The 21,292-nt window shown below is 54.5% G+C and carries 28 protein-coding genes; 20 read left to right on the top strand and 8 right to left on the bottom strand.

Features of this window, described 5'->3' with window-relative positions; translation table 11 throughout:
- The first annotated feature begins 31 nt into the window (after window positions 1–31).
- Window positions 32–517, top strand: a complete 486-nt coding sequence (locus tag BN3911_RS09585; RefSeq protein ID WP_066864739.1) for a hypothetical protein — start codon at window positions 32–34, stop codon at window positions 515–517.
- Window positions 518–984: 467 nt separating this feature from the next.
- A complete protein-coding gene (locus tag BN3911_RS09580; protein WP_066864736.1) occupies window positions 985–1,590 on the top strand; it encodes a sigma-70 RNA polymerase sigma factor region 4 domain-containing protein in 606 nt (201 codons plus the stop codon).
- Window positions 1,591–1,631: 41 nt separating this feature from the next.
- On the opposite strand, the gene BN3911_RS09575 is transcribed toward BN3911_RS09580, so the two are convergent.
- From BN3911_RS09575 to BN3911_RS09540, 8 genes are all read right to left on the bottom strand, one after another.
- On the bottom strand, window positions 1,632–3,614 hold the full coding sequence (locus BN3911_RS09575) for a DNA polymerase (protein WP_341441376.1): 1,983 nt from the start codon (window positions 3,612–3,614) through the stop codon (window positions 1,632–1,634).
- Window positions 3,615–3,682: 68 nt separating this feature from the next.
- Entirely contained in the window at window positions 3,683–3,862 is a 180-nt protein-coding gene (locus tag BN3911_RS09570; protein ID WP_187127722.1) for a hypothetical protein, read from the bottom strand.
- 65 nt (window positions 3,863–3,927) lie between these two features.
- The gene (locus BN3911_RS09565; protein ID WP_009269281.1) at window positions 3,928–4,491 is read right to left on the bottom strand and encodes a DUF2815 family protein; all 564 of its coding nucleotides are present in this window, start codon (window positions 4,489–4,491) and stop codon (window positions 3,928–3,930) included.
- Window positions 4,472–5,632 (bottom strand): DUF2800 domain-containing protein, encoded by a 1,161-nt coding sequence (locus tag BN3911_RS09560; protein WP_066864727.1) that lies wholly within the window; start codon window positions 5,630–5,632, stop codon window positions 4,472–4,474. Before BN3911_RS09560 ends, BN3911_RS09565 begins: the two co-directional genes overlap by 20 nt.
- The gene (locus BN3911_RS09555) at window positions 5,625–5,954 is read right to left on the bottom strand and encodes a hypothetical protein (RefSeq protein ID WP_066864724.1); all 330 of its coding nucleotides are present in this window, start codon (window positions 5,952–5,954) and stop codon (window positions 5,625–5,627) included. Before BN3911_RS09555 ends, BN3911_RS09560 begins: the two co-directional genes overlap by 8 nt.
- Window positions 5,920–6,090, bottom strand: coding sequence for a hypothetical protein (locus BN3911_RS17385; RefSeq protein WP_187127721.1), 171 nt, complete (start codon window positions 6,088–6,090; stop codon window positions 5,920–5,922). Before BN3911_RS17385 ends, BN3911_RS09555 begins: the two co-directional genes overlap by 35 nt.
- Window positions 6,091–6,393: 303 nt before the next feature.
- Window positions 6,394–6,591 (bottom strand): helix-turn-helix transcriptional regulator, encoded by a 198-nt coding sequence (locus BN3911_RS09545; protein WP_066864716.1) that lies wholly within the window; start codon window positions 6,589–6,591, stop codon window positions 6,394–6,396.
- Window positions 6,578–6,949 carry a DUF3796 domain-containing protein gene (locus tag BN3911_RS09540; protein WP_066864713.1) on the bottom strand — a complete coding sequence of 124 codons (372 nt, stop codon included), beginning with the start codon at window positions 6,947–6,949 and terminating at the stop codon, window positions 6,578–6,580. The genes BN3911_RS09545 and BN3911_RS09540 overlap by 14 nt, the downstream gene beginning before the upstream one ends.
- A 296-nt stretch (window positions 6,950–7,245) precedes the next feature.
- Here BN3911_RS09540 and BN3911_RS09535 point away from each other — a divergent pair, with 296 nt between their 5' ends.
- From BN3911_RS09535 to BN3911_RS09455, 18 genes are all read left to right on the top strand, one after another.
- Complete coding sequence (locus BN3911_RS09535; RefSeq protein ID WP_066864710.1) at window positions 7,246–7,488, top strand: hypothetical protein; 243 nt, start codon at window positions 7,246–7,248, stop codon at window positions 7,486–7,488.
- Window positions 7,475–7,894, top strand: a complete 420-nt coding sequence (locus BN3911_RS09530; RefSeq protein WP_066864707.1) for a DUF7768 domain-containing protein — start codon at window positions 7,475–7,477, stop codon at window positions 7,892–7,894. Before BN3911_RS09535 ends, BN3911_RS09530 begins: the two co-directional genes overlap by 14 nt.
- Window positions 7,885–10,122, top strand: a complete 2,238-nt coding sequence (locus BN3911_RS09525; protein WP_187127720.1) for a phage/plasmid primase, P4 family — start codon at window positions 7,885–7,887, stop codon at window positions 10,120–10,122. Before BN3911_RS09530 ends, BN3911_RS09525 begins: the two co-directional genes overlap by 10 nt.
- A gap of 122 nt (window positions 10,123–10,244) precedes the next feature.
- A complete protein-coding gene (locus tag BN3911_RS16825) occupies window positions 10,245–10,481 on the top strand; it encodes a YozE family protein (RefSeq protein WP_074039131.1) in 237 nt (78 codons plus the stop codon).
- Complete coding sequence (locus BN3911_RS09520) at window positions 10,447–10,740, top strand: VRR-NUC domain-containing protein (protein WP_066867708.1); 294 nt, start codon at window positions 10,447–10,449, stop codon at window positions 10,738–10,740. The genes BN3911_RS16825 and BN3911_RS09520 overlap by 35 nt, the downstream gene beginning before the upstream one ends.
- Window positions 10,730–12,088, top strand: coding sequence for a DEAD/DEAH box helicase (locus BN3911_RS09515; RefSeq protein ID WP_066864704.1), 1,359 nt, complete (start codon window positions 10,730–10,732; stop codon window positions 12,086–12,088). Before BN3911_RS09520 ends, BN3911_RS09515 begins: the two co-directional genes overlap by 11 nt.
- A gap of 54 nt (window positions 12,089–12,142) precedes the next feature.
- A complete protein-coding gene (locus tag BN3911_RS09510) occupies window positions 12,143–12,568 on the top strand; it encodes a hypothetical protein (RefSeq protein ID WP_066864701.1) in 426 nt (141 codons plus the stop codon).
- Window positions 12,569–12,689: 121 nt separating this feature from the next.
- Window positions 12,690–13,037, top strand: a complete 348-nt coding sequence (locus BN3911_RS09505) for an HNH endonuclease (RefSeq protein ID WP_066864699.1) — start codon at window positions 12,690–12,692, stop codon at window positions 13,035–13,037.
- A 140-nt stretch (window positions 13,038–13,177) separates the two neighbouring features.
- Window positions 13,178–13,726 carry a P27 family phage terminase small subunit gene (locus BN3911_RS09500; RefSeq protein WP_066864696.1) on the top strand — a complete coding sequence of 183 codons (549 nt, stop codon included), beginning with the start codon at window positions 13,178–13,180 and terminating at the stop codon, window positions 13,724–13,726.
- A gap of 4 nt (window positions 13,727–13,730) precedes the next feature.
- Window positions 13,731–14,516, top strand: a complete 786-nt coding sequence (locus BN3911_RS09495; RefSeq protein ID WP_066864692.1) for an S-adenosylmethionine synthetase N-terminal domain-containing protein — start codon at window positions 13,731–13,733, stop codon at window positions 14,514–14,516.
- Window positions 14,513–15,772, top strand: a complete 1,260-nt coding sequence (locus BN3911_RS09490; RefSeq protein WP_341440921.1) for a site-specific DNA-methyltransferase — start codon at window positions 14,513–14,515, stop codon at window positions 15,770–15,772. Before BN3911_RS09495 ends, BN3911_RS09490 begins: the two co-directional genes overlap by 4 nt.
- Window positions 15,765–17,687: a DNA cytosine methyltransferase gene (locus BN3911_RS09485; RefSeq protein WP_066864687.1), complete on the top strand. Its 1,923-nt coding sequence runs from the start codon at window positions 15,765–15,767 to the stop codon at window positions 17,685–17,687. The genes BN3911_RS09490 and BN3911_RS09485 overlap by 8 nt, the downstream gene beginning before the upstream one ends.
- A 99-nt stretch (window positions 17,688–17,786) precedes the next feature.
- The gene (locus BN3911_RS09480; RefSeq protein ID WP_066864684.1) at window positions 17,787–18,497 is read left to right on the top strand and encodes a virulence protein; all 711 of its coding nucleotides are present in this window, start codon (window positions 17,787–17,789) and stop codon (window positions 18,495–18,497) included.
- On the top strand, window positions 18,481–18,729 hold the full coding sequence (locus BN3911_RS09475) for a DUF4314 domain-containing protein (RefSeq protein ID WP_066864681.1): 249 nt from the start codon (window positions 18,481–18,483) through the stop codon (window positions 18,727–18,729). Before BN3911_RS09480 ends, BN3911_RS09475 begins: the two co-directional genes overlap by 17 nt.
- 129 nt (window positions 18,730–18,858) lie before the next feature.
- On the top strand, window positions 18,859–19,809 hold the full coding sequence (locus BN3911_RS09470; RefSeq protein ID WP_066864679.1) for an amidoligase family protein: 951 nt from the start codon (window positions 18,859–18,861) through the stop codon (window positions 19,807–19,809).
- 97 nt (window positions 19,810–19,906) lie between these two features.
- Window positions 19,907–20,383: a gamma-glutamylcyclotransferase family protein gene (locus BN3911_RS09465; RefSeq protein WP_066864676.1), complete on the top strand. Its 477-nt coding sequence runs from the start codon at window positions 19,907–19,909 to the stop codon at window positions 20,381–20,383.
- Window positions 20,373–20,582, top strand: a complete 210-nt coding sequence (locus BN3911_RS09460; RefSeq protein WP_009320804.1) for a hypothetical protein — start codon at window positions 20,373–20,375, stop codon at window positions 20,580–20,582. Before BN3911_RS09465 ends, BN3911_RS09460 begins: the two co-directional genes overlap by 11 nt.
- A 72-nt stretch (window positions 20,583–20,654) precedes the next feature.
- Window positions 20,655–21,209, top strand: a complete 555-nt coding sequence (locus tag BN3911_RS09455) for a P-loop nucleotide/nucleoside kinase family protein (protein WP_009320805.1) — start codon at window positions 20,655–20,657, stop codon at window positions 21,207–21,209.
- Window positions 21,210–21,292 lie beyond the last annotated feature (83 nt).

The raw sequence follows: 21,292 nt of genomic DNA, 5'->3' as shown, positions 1-21,292 counted from the left end.
ATACGGGATTATAACATGAGGAGGAAACCCTATGAGTGAAAATGTACGTCTTGGTGATGGCGTTGTGGATGAAGCAAAAGCTGAGGCTAACAACAGGATAAAAGAACTGGTTAAGATGTCAGTCAATATGTTTTTTGATTATCTGGAGAGTCAGATGAAAGACCTCCCGGATACTATCAAGCGGTTACGCAATAATCCAGAATTGGAACAGAAAGTAGAGACATTATGGTCAGAGCAACTTTTTGAAGAAGGGCTTATCCCCAAGGGATATAGCGGTCTGCCTGACAAATTGCTAATTGACAACCTCCATCAGACGGGGTATCTGGACGGACTTTATGTTGGATATGCCCTCGCTATGATGGCGATGGTAGATAACAATGCTGATGAAGACTTGATTCTTGCTGCCCGCGATTATATTCGTCCGAATTTAATGGGGCATCATTTTAATGATAGAGACGAGTTTATCTGCCAATATAAAAACGAAAAATATAGCTGGGTTGAAAAAGGCAAACGATGATCATGCCTTTTTGAGAATCAGCCTATGGATTTGAAAAAATTTGATGCGAAAATACGATAATATGGAAATCCGATTACCATGCTCAAATTAATATGAAAAGCGCCTGACAGAGCCATATGTGACCTTAACGGTCATGTATGGCTCTAATTTTTTGCCTTTTTTCAGGGGTTTTAGGAGCCGAACATGGAAATGTGCTTACAATTCCGTGTCCTGCACGAAGCGGCTAAAATGGAATTATCAAAGGGAACACCTTTGAAATAAATCAAATCCGCTTTGTGAAGTACGCGCGTTAAGCAGAGCGGTGGATACATACGGAAGTCTGAAACTGGCGTTAGTGAGCCGGTTCGGAAAATCCGATGTCCACCGTTTTCTCGCCATGCCCTCACAAGGCTGCCGGAGTCGGTGTGTCATCAGATGCACCGGCTTTCTTCGTGTCTACCGCTCGATGAGCGGTGAAAGGACACGAAATGACAGTAAATCAGAGTAAAAAGCAGGACAGGCAGTATCAGATCCCTATGGCAGTAACGGACGAGGTCATCCGCGATTTTGGCTTCAAACCGGAGGAAGTCACCTGGCGGCGCATCGGTAACCGCAAGTATCGTGTAGTGATGGTGGACGCAACCGAGAAGGAGTATCGGGCGTATATGACGCCGATCTGGGCGGAAATCAAACGGGAAGACCGGGATGGCCGCTGTATGGTAAAGGGCAAAAACGGCAAGCTGATCCGCTGCCCGGAAAGTAACCGCTGTGAGGAGTGCAAGCACTTCTCAGAGGCCAGCCGTGAGCGGAATAAGCCAGCTTCGCTCTCCGTACTGATGGATGAGGGAACAGAGCCGACCGCAGAAGGGGCGTTTGATGATGATGTGATTTATGAGACCATCTTGGAAGACCTTATTTCCATGCTGACAGAAATCAAGCCGAAGTATGGCAGGATCTTCCGTCTGCTCTATGACGGAGCCACCCAGCAGGAAATGGCGGACGAGCTGGGCATCAAGCAACGGACGGTGTCGGATGACATTAAAAAAATCCGCAGCCTGGTGCAGCCGCTGGTGAAAGACATTTTCAACCGTTAAAAAGTGAGCGGTGCTTATCATTACGATAGGCACCGCCTTTTTCAGTCCTTCTTGTAAAACATGGTTTCATAGCCGTCCGCCCGGAGATTTAGCCCCTCTATCCACAGCGGCGTCCTTCCCATCTGTTTACAGACAGCGTTTAGGGAGACATCCATGCCACACTCAATGATCAGCTCATCGTGGACATGGCCGACGATAAAGCAGTGAGACAGCGTCCGTATAGCATGCATGAGAATATCCCTGGAGATGGCCTGGACGACGTTTTCCGTGAATTTCGGGCCGTAAGATTCGATGCGCTCCCACTTCTTTGTGCTGCCGATGCCCTCATAGGTGACGGAATCGCCGCCGAATTTATTTGTCCCCATCTTCGGCTTCACATAGCAGAGCTGGCGGCCGGAAGGCAGAATGATGAACAGCATCCCGCTGCGGTAACGGAACCGGATGCCGTGCGTCTCTGTGTCAAGCCGCTGGCGGACGGTGGTTTTTACCGCATTGTCCACATCCCACCAAAGCTGCACGATGTTCGGATTGGAGGTGCGCCACGCATCCACAAGGGGCTGGAGTTCCTCCTCGGAAAGCCCCATTTCCAGCGCGCCCATCGACTTGAGCGCGCCCACCGATCCGCCATATCCGAGGGCGAGTTCGGCGATTTTACCTTTCTGTCTCAGATGTGCGTTCTGTCCGTGCTTTTCCACCGGGACATGGAACATGGCGGAGGCGCTGGCACAGTAGATGTCGCCGTTCTCCGCAAAGACCTTCAGCCGCCAGGACTCGCCGGCCAGAAAGGAAAGCACTCTGGCTTCGATGGCGGAAAAGTCAGAAACGATGAATTTGTACCCGTCCCTCGGCACAAACGCTGTGCGGATGAGTTCCGACAGGACTTCCGGCACGGAGTCATACAGTGCAGAGAGCAAGGCGTAATCCCCGGAACGGACAAGGCTTCTCGCATCTTCCAGATGCGCCATGTGGTTCTGCGGTAGGTTCTGCAATTGGATCAGCCGGCCCGCCCAGCGGCCACTGCGGTTCGCGCCATAAAACTGGAACATCCCTCTCGCCCTGCCGTCCGCACATACGGCGTTCTGCATCGCCTGGTACTTCTTTACAGAGGACTTGGCAAGCTGCCGGCGCAGTTCCAGCACCTCGGCAAGCTCCGGCGGCGCAGTTTTCAATAGTTCCTTCACGGCTTTCTTGTCCAGGGAGTCCACCTCAAGGCCGTGCTTTGTGAGCCATTCCTTCATCTGCTGGACGGAGTTCGGGTTTTCCAGGGCGGTGAGCTGCCGCATCTTTGCGGAGAGTTCTTCCCTGGAACGCTCATCAATGTCGATGGCCTGTTCCACCAGCACCATGTCAAGCTGTATGCCCCGGTCGTTGATCTCCTGGTCGAGATGATATTCCTCCCATAGGAAATCCGGCACGGGGAACTTCGACAGCTTCTGCTGGATCGCCATCTCGGTTTCCACATCCCGCTTGTTATACGCGATGAAGGTTGACCACTTCACCGGGTCATGCTCCGGAAGATTACGCATCCTGCCGCCGTTGGCCTTGGTAGGCTTGCAGGGGACGCAGAAATAGCGGATGAGCGCCTTGCCTTCTGCCATCTTCTGGTTTTCCAGCTTCAGGACTTTGCCGATCCCCTCCAGAGAGAGGGGCAGCCCCATGTACGCGCCCCATACCAGGGAGCAGCGCCAGGAGGACGGGTCAAGGTAATTCCGGACGGTATCGTCCTCTATGCTGTAGGAAGAAAAATACTGCGGATAGTTTCGGCGCAGCCAGACAGAAAGGCAAATACGCTCGAAGGACGCATTGTACGCCCACTTGATGACGGAATCGTCCGAGAGGGCTTTGATAATCTCCTCCGGTACGATGTCGCCGGACGCCAGATCATATACGGTGACCTCGCCGCCATCCACGGACACGCCGAAGAGCAGGATTTCAAAATCATGGGACTCGGCGTATTTATACACGCCGCATTTTTTCAGATCGACATCGGAAAAGGTCTCCAAGTCGATTGATAGGGTGTGGATTGCCATGTGTTTTACCTCCATAAAAACAGGCGGCAGGAGTGCTGTTCCTGCCGCCCGGTGCGCATTGCTTATTCCTCCGGCTGTTTTGCCGCCTGGCGTTTTTTCTCCCTGTGCTTCTTGAACTTTGTCCAGCACCAGTGCAGGAAGTCGGTGATCCAGTACACGATGCTGCCGACGGCAAATCCGTACAGGAGAATGAAAATCACGATCACATCAAACTGTTTTGCGAACTCATAAAACTCTGTCATATCCATTTACCTCGCATTTTCTTTGAATGGGCGGGCGGCAGCGGTGACTGCCGCCCTGTGTTGTCTCAGGAAAGATAATCGTCATCGTCCTCGGTGGAGAAATCATCCTCGGCACGGCTCTTGCCGCCCAGCGGCTCCCCATCGGAGATCTTCTGCAGGTTGTTCAGCCCGCAGGCGATGCCCCGGTTTCCGTTGGAGTTAAAGGCATACAGGTTGATGCTGGCCCTGCCGTACACGCCGGAGTACACCTCGGAACGCTCCAGGATGGGGTTCAGGTCCGCATCCACGATGCCGGGGGCGGTGGCGGAATTGGCGTTGATGAAGTACGCATCCGCATAGACTGGATCATCGGGGCGCTCCGCATCGCCGTCACGCAGCGGGGTCTTGATGACTGAGAGCGCGGGGACGGTCTTGCCGTTGCCCTTCAGTTTGGACTCGCCCTCCTCATAGGCCGCCTGGATCGCCGCCTTGATGGCTTCCACGGTTTTCTTGTCGGACTTCGGGATGATCAGGCTGACGCTGTACTTGGGCGTGCCGCCGTTGATGCTCTTGGGGTCCCAGACATTCGCATAGCTCCAGCGGGTTCTGGGGCCGGTGATTACCTTCGTCTTATTTACGATCTTTGCCATAGTTGTTGTCCTCCTCATTTTCTTTGAAATCGTTAATGGCTGTGTTCATGGCCGGGCGCTTATCGCTCTCCGGCACAAGTACGGGTTTGCCGGGCGGCTTGTAGACAAGGCCGCCGAGCAGCTCTTCAAACTTCTTCCGGCCAAGGGCCTGGCTCATGGCCGTGATGCCCAGCAGTTTCTTCTCATAAGGCTCGTAACCGGCATCCTCGACCGCTTTGGCGACTGCGGCTTCATCGGTGTACTTCCGGTTGGAGCGGCCCTCGACCACTTTGAATCCTGTGAACTTCGTCCCGGACAGGGCTTTCTGCAGGGCGTAGTCCTTGATGTCCCCGGCCCAGGAGACCAGCTCGTCCGCTTTGGTAAGAATAGCGGCGACCTCATCATCTCCCAGGAGCGCGGGCATCTCGAAGTCATACCGTGCCAGTTCCAGGTTATATTCCGCCCGTTTGCGGCAGGTAGCTTTTGCCTTGCAGAACTGGCAGTGATTCCCGGCTTTAAACTCGCCCTTGCCCTCGTATGCCAGCTTTGCGGCAGGGGCAAGCACGGTCTCAGCCCAGGCCAGAAGTTCTTCCCGGCTCATGGTGTATGTGCTGACGTTCTCCCGGCGGGGCTGGTAGATGGTAAGGCTGACCTGCGCGATATCGTAGATGCCATCGAACAGGTCGAGGGCGCCCAGCGCATAGCAGGAAAGCTGGCTGTTCTTCTCCGCAGACACCAGGACGCCAAGCCCGTGCTTGTAGTCGATGATGTGGAGAAGCCCGTCCGAAACAATGACGCAGTCCCCGGTGCCGAAGCTGCCCTCGATCCCCACATAGCGGGAATAGTCGAGCCGCTGCTCCACAAGCACCAGCGGGTCGGCGCAGCGTTCCCTGGCCTTTGCCACTTCCTCCATCACGAAGGCACAGTAGCCGTCGGCGCAGTCCTCCATCTCCTGGGAGTAGTAGGTCAGGTTCTCCGTAGGGTCCTTCACCCTGCGGCCAAGGGCTTTTTCCACCTTATAAGCACACAGCTCATGGCAGTCGGTACCCTCCTGGGCGTATTCGCTGGGCCTGTCCGCATACTCCTCGCAGAGCCGCGCCGACGGCGGGCAATTGATCCACCTGTGGCTTGCGGAGGCGGAAAGGAAGGAATGCTTACCCATCGGTCCCCGCCTCCGGCTTTCCGAGCGCGTCCGCTTCCTTCAGAAGCCCTTCGAATTTAGAAGGGTCGATGTCCGACAGCTTCCTCGCTCCGTACTTCGTAATGAGGGCTTTCACCTCTGCTGAGTGCCCTGCCTGGGCGATCACCGTCATGCGGTGGCGCACCTCCTCAAGGGTGAGTGCTTTCGGCTTCTCCTTCGGCGGCGCATCCTCTGCCGCCTGGGAAGAAAACATCCCCGCCAGCGTGTTGGCGATTTCGATGATGGTCTCCCCGCAGGAGCGCAGCTCCTTAATCTGTAAGTCCAGGTCGCTCAATTTCCCCATCCGGCGTTCCTCCTTCCTGATTGGCCGTCTGCAGCTTTCTGGCGAGACGCTTCGCAATCACGCTGATGGCAATCAGCACATCGGCGAGTTCCTCGTCAAGCTGCCTGTCTCTGGTTGTCTCCGTGTTTTCCTGCATCCGCAGCACCTCCGTTTCCGAGCGGCTTTCCTGCCCCTCTGTCTCTGAAAGGACAGAACCGGATTTTTTCAGCGGAGAAAAATTTGCCGTCCCTGTGCCTCTCACTTCTGAAAGGACAAGGACGGCATTTTTTAGCGGTGTTTTTGCGGAAAATCTGACAGCGGCAGTTCGCATTTCAGCAGGATGCGGGCATGGTGGAACGACGGTTCGTGATTGCCTTTCTCCCGGCATCCGGGCATAAAAAGAGCAGGGAACCTCTTTCAAGATTTCCTGCTCGGTGGTGCTGCCGGTTGCGGCTGATGTTTAATTCTCTACAGTAAAAATATCTTCGATTGAGACATTGAATGCTTTTGCTATGTTCCACGCTAATACCAGTGATGGATTATATCTGCCTTTTTCTAAATTCCCTATGGTTTCTCTACGGACACCCACTAACTTTGCCAAATCTTCCTGCTTCATGTCATATTTGGCCCGATACTCCTTAATTCTATTCTTTATCATTTTCCAGCCCCCATTTTTCTTTGAAGCCATAGTAAGCAGTAGATAAAGCATAGATTGCGACAGACACCGCCCAGCCAGAGGCAAGACCTGTTATCAGCACTTCGTTTTCTTCTTTCATCCCAGCAAAGAAACAGACAAAAGAAACAAGTGCCACGGAAATCATTCCGCAATAAAATGCGCGTGAAGCTGACTTGTTCATGTATTCCTCCAACATTTCATCTGATTTGATGAAGAAATATTCAAAATCAACTGCAAAGGCAAAGAAGCCAAGAAAAGACTTCGCTTCTGTGAAAATGCCAATAAAACCTAATAGAGAGAGCAAGCCCATAAGCCCATATAAATAGCGTTTTGATTTCATAAACTATCCTCCAAAATGTGGTGTATTTCGCTCTTTATGAGATAAATATACCATATACATTGGCGATAGTCAAGGTATTGAATAACGGTGCAAAAATTATTTTTAGAAGATTCTGGCTATCAAGTGTTTGCAGGGCAAGTTACCCTCAGTCTGGCTGTTTTCTCTTGAAATATGGGCTTTCCGCCCTTGGATTTTGAAAAAGGACAGACACCCACCGCTGAAACGGAGGGTTTCTGTCCTTTCACAGTTAGAGAGGTGTAAGCCGCTCAATTTTCAGAGAAAGGATGGAAAAAGCTATGAAAACAGCGAAATCAAAAGGCCTGCCGCGCTGTACTGCGCACAGGGACTGCTTTGCCAATAAGGATGGCGTGTGCGTCTGCCTGGGTGACAATGACTTCCACGGGAAGGACTGCCCGTTTTATAAGACCACGGCGCAGTGTGACGCAGACAGGCAGAAAAGCTACGAGCGGCTGGTGCAGCTTGGCCGCACGGATCTAATTGAGCTGTATAAAGTGAGGGGCGCTTATGGGAGTCAGTAAATATAACAGTGAAGGTTACTACGACCCGACTGCCTATGAAGCCCTCACGAAAGTTGCCCAGGAGGAAAAGGCGGCGAGATACCGGCCGTTGGTGTATATCTGCTCCCCGTACTCCGGGGATACGGAGGGCAATACCAAAAAAGCAAGGCGGTACAGCCGGTTTGCAGCAGACGCCGGCATGATCCCCATTGCGCCGCACCTGCTGTTCCCGCAGTTCTTATCAGAGGAAACGGAGCGGGAGCTGGCGATTTTTATGGATCTGGTGCTGCTGGGCAAGTGTGAGCAGCTCTGGGTGTTCGGCGGCGAGGTGTCAGACGGGATGCGCCGGGAGATTGGAAAGGCGAAGCAGAAAAATATGACAATCCGTTATTTTACGGAGGATATGGAGGAAACGGAATGCAGATGACAATTTATGACGCCGTGACGGTGGGGAGCCGGTCAAACTGCGTGTATCCGAATCCCGTGACGGTCACGGATGCGGACACCATGCGGCAGGCTGCAGCCTTCGACCATGTGTGCGCGGCATATAAGCAGAACTACCGCAGCGTGGACAATTTCCTGAAAGCGGACTGTCTGCCGATGGACTGCGACAACGACCACTCAGATGACCCTGACGATTGGCTCACGCCCTTTGATGTGGCGATGGATTTTCCGGGCGTGGGGATGATCTTTGTCTACAGCAGGAGCCACATGAAGCAGAAAGGAAAACGCGGCCCCAGGCCCCGGTTCCATGTGTATTTTATCTGCACGGAGACAACAAATTCAGAGATTTACAGCTCATGGAAAGACAGATTGATCGCCGATTACCCTTATTTCGATGACGGGGCCAAGGACAGCGCCCGGTTCCTGTTTGGGGTAAAGAACGCGGTGGTCGAGGTGTATGACGGCGAGATTACCATTGATGAGTTCCTGGCAGACAGTTTTGCGGAGTGGGACGCGGCGCAGGGGCAGATCCCGGAGGGTTCCCGGAATAAGACCATGTCCCATTACGCCGGCCGGATCATCAAGCGGCTGGGGAATACAGAAGAAGCCCACAAGCAGTTCCTGAAGGAGGCGGAAAAATGCAGCCCGCCGCTGGATGACGCGGAGCTTGCGGGCATCTGGGCCAGCGCTGTGAAGTTCGGTGCGAAGGTAGCCGCCCAGGAGGGATATATCCCGCCGGAGCAGTATAACCAGGACTTCCTGCTCATGCCAGAGGATTTCTCGGATGTGGGACAGGCCATTGTGCTGTCAAGGGAGTACATGGATCGGCTCCGCTTCTCCCCGGCTACGGATTACATTGTGTTCAACGGCTCGTTCTGGGAGGAATCCCAGCCTAACGCCCAGGGCATTGCCCAGGAGCTGACCGCGAGACAGCTTGAGGAAGCGGAAACAGAGATACAGCGGTGCATGAAGGAAATGTCGGAAAACGGCGCGTGGGCCATGCTTGCCGCGATGGGCGCCAAGAAAGCGATGGCGGCGTTCAGCGAAGCCCAGCGGCGCTCCTTTGAAAAGTATGAGCGGGCGGAAACCTATCGGAAGTACGCCATCAAGCGCCGGGATACGAAATACATCTCGGCCGCCTTAAAGGAAGCCCGCCCGATGATCCAGATCGAACAGCGTGTCTTGGATGCGGATGAGTTTTTACTGAACCTGCCGTCCGGCACCTGCGATCTGAGGACGGGGGCTGTTCGGGAACACAATGCCCAGGACTATATCACGAAGCAGACGGCGGTGGACCCGTCCGGGGATGGCATGGATGTCTGGGAGGATGCCCTCCAAACCTTCTTCCAGGGGGACACCGACCTGATCCGCTATGTGCAGGAGATCGTGGGGCTTGCCGCTATCGGCAAGGTCTACATTGAAGCGCTGGTCATTGCCTATGGCGAGGGCAGGAACGGCAAATCCACCTTCTGGAACACCATCGCCCGTGTGCTTGGCACCTACTCCGGCAATATGTCCGCAGACACCCTGACCGTGGGCTGCAAGCGCAACGTGAAACCGGAACTGGCGGAAGCCAAGGGCAAGAGGATGATCATTGCCGCCGAGCTTGAGGAAGGGATGCGCCTGAACACCTCCAACGTCAAGCAGCTCTGCTCCACAGATGAGATCTATGCGGAGAAAAAGTACAAGGCGCCGTTCTCCTATGTCCCCACCCATACGCTGGTGCTGTATACCAATCATCTGCCCAGGGTCGGGGCGATTGACCAGGGCACCTGGCGCCGGCTCATCGTAATCCCCTTCAACGCCAAGATTGAGGGCAAGGCCGACATCAAGAACTATTCGGACTTCCTGTTCAAAACGGCGGGCGGCGCTGTGCTTTCGTGGATCATCGAGGGCGCAAAGCGCGTCATTGCCAGCGATTACAAAATCGTCCAGCCCAAGGTAGTGCAGGACGCCATCCAGAAATACAAGGAGAACAATGACTGGCTGGCCCATTTCCTGGATGACTGCTGTGAGGTAGGGGACGATTTTGAAGCAAAATCCGGGGAGTTTTATAACGCCTACAGGAGCTACTGTCTGCAGATGGGCGAATACACCCGGAGTACGACTGATTTCTACTCCGCGCTGGAATCCACGGGAGTGGTGAGAAAACGTACCCGTACAGGCGTGATCATTTACGGGCTGAAACTCAAATCGGAGTTTGAGGATTAACAGGTGTGTAGGTCATGTACCTCTCTACCAGAGTTGCTCTAAGGAGATAAAAAAACAATATATAAGAGAGAATCGGGGGAAGAGGTACATGACCGTCACACAGGAAAAACGGAGGTTGAAAAATGCTTTTTTACACATGGATGATAAAGAACCATTTAAAGGGCAATTCCGCCAAGGGGCTTCTTGCCAGGAGCATGAAAGCAGAAGGAAATGGATTCCCTAAAAGGCGGCGCTTAAAAACGCTGGTCGGGTATCTTGAACATCGCGGCGCAAGCCAAGAAGTTATGGATGCCCTTGTGGAGTGTTGGGAGGAATACGAAAACCATGAGAGAGAAAGTCATCGAACAGAAGCTGGTTAAAGCGGTCAGGGCAAAAGGCGGGATTGCGCCAAAGTTTGTGTCGCCGGGATTTTCCGGGGTTCCTGACCGCCTTATCCTATTGCCGGATGGGAAATGCGGCTTCGTGGAAGTCAAGACCCCTGGCAGGAAACCACGGCCGCTACAGCAGTCAAGGATACGGCTTTTGCGGCGGTTGGGATTCCTGGCATTCGTTCTGGACGACGAGAGCGAGATTCCCCACATCCTTTCTGAGATCGGAGGTGACAGCGGTGGAGTTTAAACCGCACGATTATCAGCAGTACGCCATTAAGTATATCGAAACGCACGAGATTGCCGCCATTCTGCTTGACATGGGCCTTGGCAAGACAGCCATCACGCTGACGGCATTGTACGACCTGCTGTTCGACTACTTCGAGATTACCCACGTCCTGGTGATCGCGCCGCTGCGGGTAGCGAGGAATACCTGGCCCCAGGAGATCGAAAAGTGGGATCATCTGAAGGATGTCCGCTATTCCGTGGCGGTCGGTACCGAAAAGGAACGGCTGGAGGCGTTCCGCAGGGATGCAGACATCTACATCATCAACCGGGAGAATGTCCAATGGATGGTGGAGAATGTCCCCTTTGAATTTGACGCCATCGTGGTGGACGAGCTTTCGTCCTTCAAAAACTGGAACAGCAAGCGGTTCAAATCGCTGATGAAGGTGCGCCCCAGGGCAAAGCGCGTCATTGGCCTTACGGGTACCCCGTCCGGGAACGGGCTGATGGACCTGTTCGCCGAGTTTAAGGTGCTGGATATGGGACAGCGATTGGGGCGGTTTATCACCAAGTACCGCCAGGACTATTTCCGGCCGGATCGGATGAACGGTCAGGTGGTGTATTCCTATAAGCCTCTGCCGGGAGCAGAGAAACGGATCTATGACAAGATCTCCGATATTACCATCTCCATGAAAGCCGCCGACCACCTCAAGATGCCGGAACTTGTAAACAGCGAGTACCGGGTGTACATGGAGGAGTCGGAACGAGCCATTTATGATGAGATGTGCGAAGATCTGGCGGCACAGCTTGACAAGGGCGAGGTGACGGCGGCAAATGCCGGAGTGCTGTCCGGAAAACTCTGCCAGATGGCAAATGGGGCGGTCTATACGGATGACGGGGATGTGGAATATATCCACGACCGGAAACTGGACGCCCTGGAGGACATCATCGAGAGCATGAATGGAAAGCCCCTGCTGGTGGCCTACTGGTACCAGCACGACCTTGACCGCATCGAGGATCGGCTGCGGATGCGGAAAATCGGCTTTGCAAGGCTGGATTCTGACGCCAGTATCGCAAAGTGGAACCGGGGTGAAATCCCCGTGGCGCTGATCCATCCCGCTTCTGCCGGCCACGGGCTGAATCTCCAGAGCGGCGGTTCCGCCCTCTGCTGGTTTGGCATCACCTGGAGCCTGGAACTGTACCAGCAGACGGTGGCGCGGCTTTACCGGCAGGGGCAGACGGCGGGGACCGTGGTTGTACAGCACATCATCACGGACGGCACCATTGATGAGCGCATTATGAAAGCCCTGCAGTATAAGGACAGGACGCAGTCGGCGCTGATCGATGCGGTCCGGGCAAACCTAAGAAAATGAGAGTCAATCAAGGCAAATCCGAGGGAAGAAATTTCTTTTTCGGAGGTAGTGCCTATGAACAAGCAGCAGACGGAAATGAAGGAGTACCTTTCCCAGGCGTTCCGCATTGACCAGCGGATACAGAGCAAGATGGAGCAGGTGGCGTCACTGAATGACCTCGCCACACGGGCAACTGCGACCTATTCGGATATGCCCGGAAGTGAGACGAGGAACCTCCACCGCATGGAGGACGCCATCCTTTCCATCATTGAGCTGGAGGCGGAGATCAATGGGGACATCTGCAAACTGGTGCAGACGAAAAAAGACATCGTCCATAAGATCAAGGCTGTCCAGAACACGGAGTACCAGACCCTTCTGGAACTGCGGTATCTGTGCTTTAAGTCCTGGGAGCAGATCGCCGTGGACATGGGATATGAACTTCGGTGGCTGTACCGTCTCCATCACAGGGCGTTGGACGCCGTTTCTGAAATAAGCCACTAAAAGCCACTGCAATACACCTTGTCCCTGTGATATAGTTAGAATCAGAAAAACAGGACAAGGAACGAGCCTTGCGGGAGCAATCCTGCAGGGCTTTCCTTTTGCCCGGAAAGCGAGGTGCAGCGTGCCAAAGAAACCAAAACGCCCATGCTCCTACCCCGGCTGTCCAAACCTCACGGACGGGCAGTACTGTGAGGAGCATGAAGCTATTGCCCGGAAACGGTACAACAAGTACGGCCGCCCTGCTGACAACAACAAGAAGTACGGCAGGGCTTGGAAACGAATCCGCGACCGCTACGCTGCGGCGCACCCTTTGTGTGAGATGTGCCTGAAGGAGGGTCGGCTGACTCCTGTGGAGGAAGTCCATCACATTGTCCCCCTCTCGCAGGGCGGGACGCATCGGAATGACAATCTGATGTCTCTCTGCCAGTCCTGCCACACAAAGCTGCATCACGAGCTTGGCGACCGGTGACCGTGGGGCGGTCAAAATCTCCGGGACCTTCATGAGCGGACAGCGGCCTGGGGCTTCGTGCGCGAAAAAGGCGAAATCAAAAGGGTAATTAAGGGCGGCCGGCTGCGGCTGCTCATTTTTTCAAGGAAAGGGGTGAGAAAATGCCGACAAAATCTAATAACACAGGCGGGCGCGGCGGCGCGAGACCCGGTGCGGGAAGAAAAAAGTCCGCGGTCAAGGAGAAAGCCGAGAACGGCAATCCGGGCGGGCGCAGATTGGAAGTGCTGGATATTCCCGAAGTCGAGGGTGTTGATATGCCAAAGCCCCATGAGTTCCTCTCCGCCGAGCAGCGTGACGGAAGCACGCTCCAGGCGGAGGAGATATACACGGAAACCTGGGAGTGGTTAAAGAAGGTGGGCTGTGCGGCGAAGGTGTCTCCCCAGCTATTGGAGCGGTACGCCATGTGCAGCGCCCGCTGGATTCAGTGCGAGGAGATGACCAACCGCATGGGTTTCCTCTCCAAGCATCCTACCACCCAGAAGCCGATCCCATCCCCGTTCATTAACATCGGCATTAACTACATGAACCAGGCGGTGCGGCTCTGGAACGAAATCTTCCAGATCGTGAAGGAAAACTGCAGCACCGATTATGGGGAGATATCTCCCCAGGACGATTTGATGGAGCGTCTGCTCCGTGCAAGGAAGGGGTGAAGCCATGTTTGAGAAAGTAAATCCGTGCCACCCGGATAAGGTGGCCGACCGAATCGCCGGCGCACTGGTGGATGCGGCGTACAGGAAAGAAGAAAATCCCAGGATTGCTGTGGAAGTCCTCATCGGCCACGGTGTCTGTCACATCATCGCGGAGAGTTCCGTACACATTTCGCAGGATGAGGTGGACGCCATTGTGAAGCGTATCGGCGGGAATTTGCACCCGGATTATGTGGAAGTGCCGCAGGACGGACGCCTTGCCAACAACCAGGCAGAAGGAATCCGCTGCGGCGACAACGGTATCTTCAAAGGAATGCCGGTCACGGAGGAGCAGAAAGCCCTCTGCGAGATTGCCAAAAATGTGTATCACACATATCCCTCGGATGGGAAGTACATCATTGATGAGGCAAGGCTGATCCTCTGCCAGAGCAATGCGCCTACGGAAGAACTAAAAAGGTTATATCCCTCCGCCGAGGTCAATCCCCTGGGCGACTGGACGGGCGGCACGGATGTGGACTCCGGCGCAGCCAACCGGAAGCTGGGCAGCGACATGGCCGATTCCGTGACGGGCGGCGGCCTTCACGGGAAAGACCTCTCCAAAGCAGATGTGTCTGTCAATATCTACGCATGGCTGAAGGCGCAGGAAACGGGAAAGCCCGTGGAACTGTGCTGCGCCATCGGGGATGATACGGTGGACGGCATTCTCTATAGAGAGATCGTGGAGACTGCCCGGAGATACATCCAGAGCCTTGGCGGTTTTGAGAAATTTGCGGAATGGGGGCTGGTGCGATGAAGACAACGACCGAGATGCAGCTTGTACCCATTACTAAGCTGGTACCCTATGTAAACAATGCCCGCACCCACTCCCCGGAGCAGATCACCAAGCTCCGCTCGTCTCTCCGGGAGTTCGGTTTTATTAATCCCGTCATCATCGATCGTGACTATGGCGTGATTGCAGGCCACGGCAGAATCCTGGCGGCAAAGGAGGAAGGCATCAAGGAAGTGCCGTGCGTCTTTGCTGACCACCTCACCGAAGCTCAGAAGAAAGCGTATATCATTGCGGATAACCGCATGGCGATGGACGCCGGATGGGATGAGGAGCTTCTGCGGGTGGAGATCGAGTCTCTGCAGGGCATGGACTTTGATCCCCTGCTGACCGGCTTTGACGAGAAGGAACTGGCCGACCTGTTTGCGGATGATTCCGGCAGCGAAGCCAGGGATGATGATTTTGACCTGACCGCCGCGCTTGAGAAAGCCTCCTTTGTGGAGCGGGGTGATATCTGGACGGTGGGCCGGCACCGCCTTGTATGCGGGGATGTCACCTCCGCCGAGGATGTGACTCTGCTCATGGACGGCAGGAAGGCCAATCTCATCGTGACGGACCCGCCCTATGGCGTTTCCTTCAAAAGTTCCAGTGGTCTGACCATCCAGAACGATTCCATGAAAGACGAGGAGTTTTATAACTTCCTCCTCTCCGCTTTTCAGTGCATGGCGGAGCATCTGGAGAAAGGCGGCGCAGCTTATGTGTTCCATGCGGACACTGAGGGCTTGAACTTCCGAAAGGCGTTCATTGACGCCGGGTTCCATCTGGCTGGCGTGTGTATCTGGGTGAAGAACTCCCTGGTGCTGGGACGCTCGGATTACCAGTGGCAGCATGAGCCTGTGCTGTATGGCTTCCTGCAGAATGGCAAGCACCCGTGGTATTCCGACCGCAAGCAGACCACCATCTGGAACTACGACAAACCGAAGCGCAATGCAAACCACCCGACCTCCAAGCCGCTGGACCTGCTGGGATATCCCATCGGGAATTCCACCCAAGAGAATGCCGTGGTGATCGACACCTTCGGCGGCAGCGGCTCCACCATGATGGCCTGTGAGCAGATGAACCGTGTCTGCTGCATGATGGAACTGGACGAGAAGTACGCATCGGTCATCCTCCGCAGGGCCGTGGAGAACGGCATCCCGCCGGAGGATATTTTTGTGGAGAGAAACGGAGAAAAGATGATGTACTCCGACCTTGTAAAAGAGGTGGAGGTACCAGATGAATAAATTGACTCTCGGCAGCCTCTTTGACGGCTCCGGCGGTTTCCCCTTGGGCGGCCTGCTCTCCGGCATTACCCCCGTGTGGGCTTCGGAGATCGAGCCGTTCCCCATCCGGGTGACCACAAAGCGGCTGCCTTTTATGAAGCACTATGGCGATGTCTCCCGGATGGACGGCAGGAAGATTGAACCGGTGGATATCATCACCTTCGGCTCGCCTTGCCAAGATATGAGCATTGCGGGTCGGCGGGAAGGATTGGACGGCTCCCGTTCCAGCTTGTTCTATGAAGCCGTCCGGATCGTAAAGGAAATGAGGTGTGCAACTGATGGCAGATATCCAAGGTACATTGTCTGGGAGAACGTCCCCGGCGCGTTCAGTTCCAACAAGGGCGCGGACTTCCAGTCCGTCCTCGAAGAGATCTGCTCGGTCAAAGGATACGAAATTGATCCTGCTCGACCTGAGAGATGGGCAAACGCCGGGGAGATCGTGGCAGACGATTTCAGTCTCGCATGGCGGGTATTTGATGCGCAGTACTGGGGAGTCCCCCAGCGCAGAAAACGCATCTACCTTGTCGCAGATTTTGCAGGCGGGAGTGCCGGAAAAATACTATTTGAGTCCGAAGGCGTGTCTGGGTATACTCCGCAGGGCTTCCGCCCGTGGCAAGGAGTTGCCGGAGCTTTTGCGGAAGGCGCTGGAGCGTCAGGCTGCGTCTGCCTAAACGACCAGGGCGGCAGCCGCATAGATGTGACGGAGGATGTCGCGGCAACTCTCCGGGCGGAAAACCACGGGCACCCGCCTTGCGTGATGGGTGCCGCCGGCTTCTGTACCGAGCATTCCGCACAAGCCAGGGGCATCGGGTATGGGGAGGAAACCTCGCCCACCCTCCGTGCCGGTACGGTGCCGGCGGCGGTCTATGAGAACCATAGCCAGGACACCAGATACATCGGCCCTCTGGAGACAGCGCCCACGGTCAATGCCACTTATGGTATGGGCGGGAACAACCAGCCCTTTGTAGTGGAGACGCCTAAGACGCTGAAGATCCGCTCCGGCTGTGAGGGCGGCGGCAAGGGCGCGCTGATCCAGGATAATAAATCCGCCACTCTGGGCTGCAACAATGACCAGACACTGTTCGTGCCGAAGGTCTATGGTATCTGCTCCAAGGACAGCAACGCCATGAAATCGGAGAATCCCAAGAGCGGATTCTACGAAGCGGAAACTTCCAGATGCCTGGATGCGAACGGTGGCAATCCTACCTGCAACCAGGGCGGCATGGCTGTAGTGGCCCTGCAGGGTTCCATGATCGGCAGGGCGGATAAGAACGGCCCCCAGGGCAGCGGCGTGAATGAGGATGTGTCCTTTACGCTGGATGCCACCGACCGTCATGCGGTGGCTTACGGAATCGACCGCACCACATACAACATGGGACGGAACGCTAAGTTCAGTCTTGGAATTGAGGAAGAACTGGAGCCTACGATAGTGGCAAAAGGACCGGGCGCAGTGGCCTACTGCATGACCACCGGCTCCTATACCCAGGCGCTTGAAGAACAGTCACCAACCTTGATGGCAAGGGACTATAAAGACCCGCCTGTGGTGAACGAAACCGAGCCTGAGTACATCGTTCGCAGACTGACGCCCACCGAATGCGCCAGACTGCAGGGATTCCCGGACTGGTGGTGTTCCGACCTTGGCACGGCCAATCCGACCGAGGATGAAGTAGAGTCCTGGACGGAAGTATTTGAAACACACCGAAAGGTCATGGGAGCGTCCTCCAAGCCGAAGAGCCGCAATCAGATCATCAAGTGGCTGAAAGCCCCTCACTCCGATTCTGCGGAATACAAGATGTGGGGCAACGGCGTGGCGCTGCCTAACGTCTGTTTTGTGCTTTCCGGCATCGTGTACTATGCACAGTTATCCGGCGAATGATCCGGCAGCTATTCTACAGCAAAATGTGCGGAAATCGCTTGCTATTTCAGGGGTTCAGAGCGAATATGTGACTACCAAAAACAAAGGAGGTTTTCGCACATGGAAATTAGATACAATGTGACAGGCGCAAAACGCAAGGAGCTGGTCAAGGTCATTTCGGATGCCACAGGTGCCAGGGCGGAATACAAATTCATGCCCACCTGCAATTATGAGATCGACTACTTCACGGTCACCAAGGAAGGGACGCTCCTGTTTGACGACCGCGCCGACAGCGAGGAGGTCGAGCAGGTACTTGAAGCTATCACCGTCGCAGGCTTTGAATGCGAGGCACAGGACGGCGAGGAACAGTTCTTCGAGGAAGAATCCGAAGCCGCCGACACTGCGCCACAGGAGGCAAACGTGGGGCTGACAGTGGAGATTCCGCTGGACAAGGTGGCAGTAGGCAACCTCACCAAACTGCTGGATGCCAAGGGCAGCCTTATCAAAAAGGCGCTCGGTGTGGACGCTCTGCCAATCGAGATTCAGGAAGACCGGGTGGCATTTCCCTGGTTTATCGAGCTACCAGGCGCCGATGCGGTCAAAGCCTACACCCATTTCATTTCCGCACTCTGCGAGATGAGCAAAAACGCCAAGCGCGTGACGGTCACGGAAAAAGCTGTGGACAATGAGAAGTACGCCTTCCGCTGCTTTCTCCTGCGCCTGGGCTTCATCGGCAGCGAATACAAAGTCGAACGCAAGATCCTGCTGAAGAACCTCTCCGGCTCCTCGGCATTCAAGAACGGGGGTGTAGACCATGAAGTTTCCAAGTAGAGAAATCGTGGAGCGTATCCGCAAGGAGTTTCCGTCCGGCACCCGAGTAGAGCTGCTGCGGATGGACGATCCCCAGGCACCGCCAATCGGCACACAGGGCACTGTGATGGGCGTGGATGATATCGGCTCCATCATGGTCGCGTGGGACAACGGCAGCGGCCTTTCCGTGGCGTTTGGAGAGGATTTGTGCCGAAAGGTCAAGAACACATCTGATGGTGGTAAGCGGGTGTGAATTACACAATATCTTGCGGTCATCTTTGTGTAGTATATTATCGGAAATGGCCTTGCTATTATCCTCTTTTAGAGCGAATATGTGTACACCGAAAGGGAAAACACACCAAACGAAAACGGAGGATTCACCATGAACGAGAAAACAGCAAGGCAGATCGCAGAGATGAAAAACCAGACCATCGGGGTCGAGGTCGAGATGAACAACATCACCCGTCAGAAGGCAGCAAAGGTTGCCGCCGACTTCTTCGGCACAGGCAGATACGAGAATACCGCAGGCCGCAACGGCTACAGCACCTGGAGCGCCTGGGACGCACAGGGGCGCGAGTGGAAATTCCAGAAGGACGTTTCCATCGCAGGGCCGGACGAGCAGAAATGCGAACTGGTCACCCCGATCCTGACCTACGGGGACATCGAAACCCTGCAGGAGCTTTGCAGACAGCTCAGACACGCAGGAGCGAAAAGCGACGCCTCCAGAGGATGCGGAGTTCACATCCACATTGGAGCGCAGGGCCACACACCGCAGAGCCTTCGGAACCTCGCCAACATTATGGCAAGCCACGAAAGCCTGATCGCAGAAGCCCTGAAGCTTGACCGCAGCCGCATGAGCCGCTACTGCCGCACGGTAGACCCCAACTTCCTCGCCAAGGTCAACAGCAGAAAGCCCAAGACGATGGCGCAGCTTGCGGACATCTGGTACACCAGCCACGGCGCGAGCTACGGCAGAAACCAGCACTACAACGACAGCCGCTACCATATGCTCAACCTCCACGCCACCTTCACCAAAGGGACGGTCGAGTTCCGGCTCTTCCAGTTTGATGAGCCGACCGCAGAGCGCCGGGGCGGCATCCACGCAGGACAGCTCAAAAGCTACATTCAGCTTTGCCTGGCGCTGAGCCAGATGGCGAAGGATGTGCGGACGGCAAGCCCCAAACCCCAGCAGAGCGAGAACCCCAAATACGCCATGAGAACCTGGCTCCTACGCCTGGGCTTCATCGGCGAGGAGTTCGCAACGGCCAGAGATTTCCTGACCCGTAACCTTTCAGGAGATACAGCCTTCCGGCACGGCAGAGCAGCCGCTTGAAGGATTTAGGTTAAATGCCCTGCCCCTGACCGCTTCGGCGGTCTTAGGGTGGTAGAAGGACAAGTAACCTAAGTCCTCCAGGAAAGGATGGATACACATGAAAGAAAAAAGATACTACATCGCCTACGGCAGCAACCTCAATGTACCGCAGATGCGGATGCGCTGCCCTCACGCCACGATCCTCGGCACGGCTAACCTTAAGGGGTGGGAGCTGCTGTTCAAAGGAAGCAAGACTGGCTCTTACCTCACGATTGAGGAATGTACTGGCGGCACGGTCCCTGTGGTGATCTGGGAGGTGACGGCTGCAGATGAAGCCGCCCTCGACCGCTATGAGGGATTCCCCAATTTCTACTACAAGAAAGACATCAAGCTCCAATACAAGGGCATCCGTACAGGTAAGCGCAGAACGGTGACGGCTTTTGCCTACGTCATGCATGAGGACAGGCCCATTGGAATCCCCTCCAACTTTTACATGAGGACCTGCCTGGAGGGGTACGACACCTTTTACTTCAACAAGAACATTCTGATCGATGCCTACGATAAATGCAGGGAGGTATGCGGCTATGAAGGATAACATCATAAGGACGGCGGTCTGCCCGCTTTGCGGCAGGACCTACCACGGCGCTCCGGCGCTTTCCAGGGAGGACAACAAGACCCTCATCTGCCCGGACTGCGGCACCAGGCAGGCGCTCCGGTCCATCGGCGTGGACACTGCCGAGCAGGAGCAGATCATCGAGACGATCCACCGCCATATGGAAAGCCGGGAGCGTTGAAAAATTCACAATTTTGCTGTATAATAAAGTAATCTTGGTGGGGACAAATCGGAATTGAGGGGATAAAAATAAATGAAGAGCGGAAGAATTATTGTAATTACTGGCGCACCAGGAACAGGAAAAACCACAACATCAGCTATTGTTGCCAAAGAATCCACTATGGAAAAATCTGTGCATATGCACACGGATGATTTTTACCATTATCTTAGTAAAGGAGCAATCCCCCCACATTTGCCGGAATCTAATGAGCAAAATCTAATTGTGATTGAGGCTTTTTTAGAAGCCGCAAAGCGTTATGTCCGTGGAGGATATGATGTGATTGTAGACGGTATTATCGGTCCGTGGTTTTTAGAGCCGTGGCTAAACATTGTACGAGAGGGATATGAAGTGCATTATATCGTTTTGAGGGCTAATAAGGAAGAAACCATGAAGCGGGCGATTGAACGCTCAAAATTAGATAGAAAAACTAATATTGAGTTAGTAGAAATCATGTGGGAGCAATTTAATAATTTGGGAGCATACGAGAAAAATATTTTAGATACAACACAACTTTCCGTTGAAGATACAGTTTCTGCTATTAAAGAGAAAGTTGCAAATAAAGCGACCTTACTTCTTGAATCGCTTTAAAACTGGTAATACAATTTCCAGTTTGTCAACCTGTATTTTTAAGCATCGGTTAGAAATAGCCGGTGCTATTTTTATGCCATTTT

It is taken from the genome of Neglectibacter timonensis, assembly GCF_900048895.1.
In the GTDB taxonomy this organism is placed as follows: Bacteria; Bacillota; Clostridia; order Oscillospirales; family Acutalibacteraceae; genus Acutalibacter; species Acutalibacter timonensis.
The sequence above is the reverse complement of the archived record's forward strand: the minus strand, read 5'-3'. Positions and strand labels throughout refer to the sequence as shown.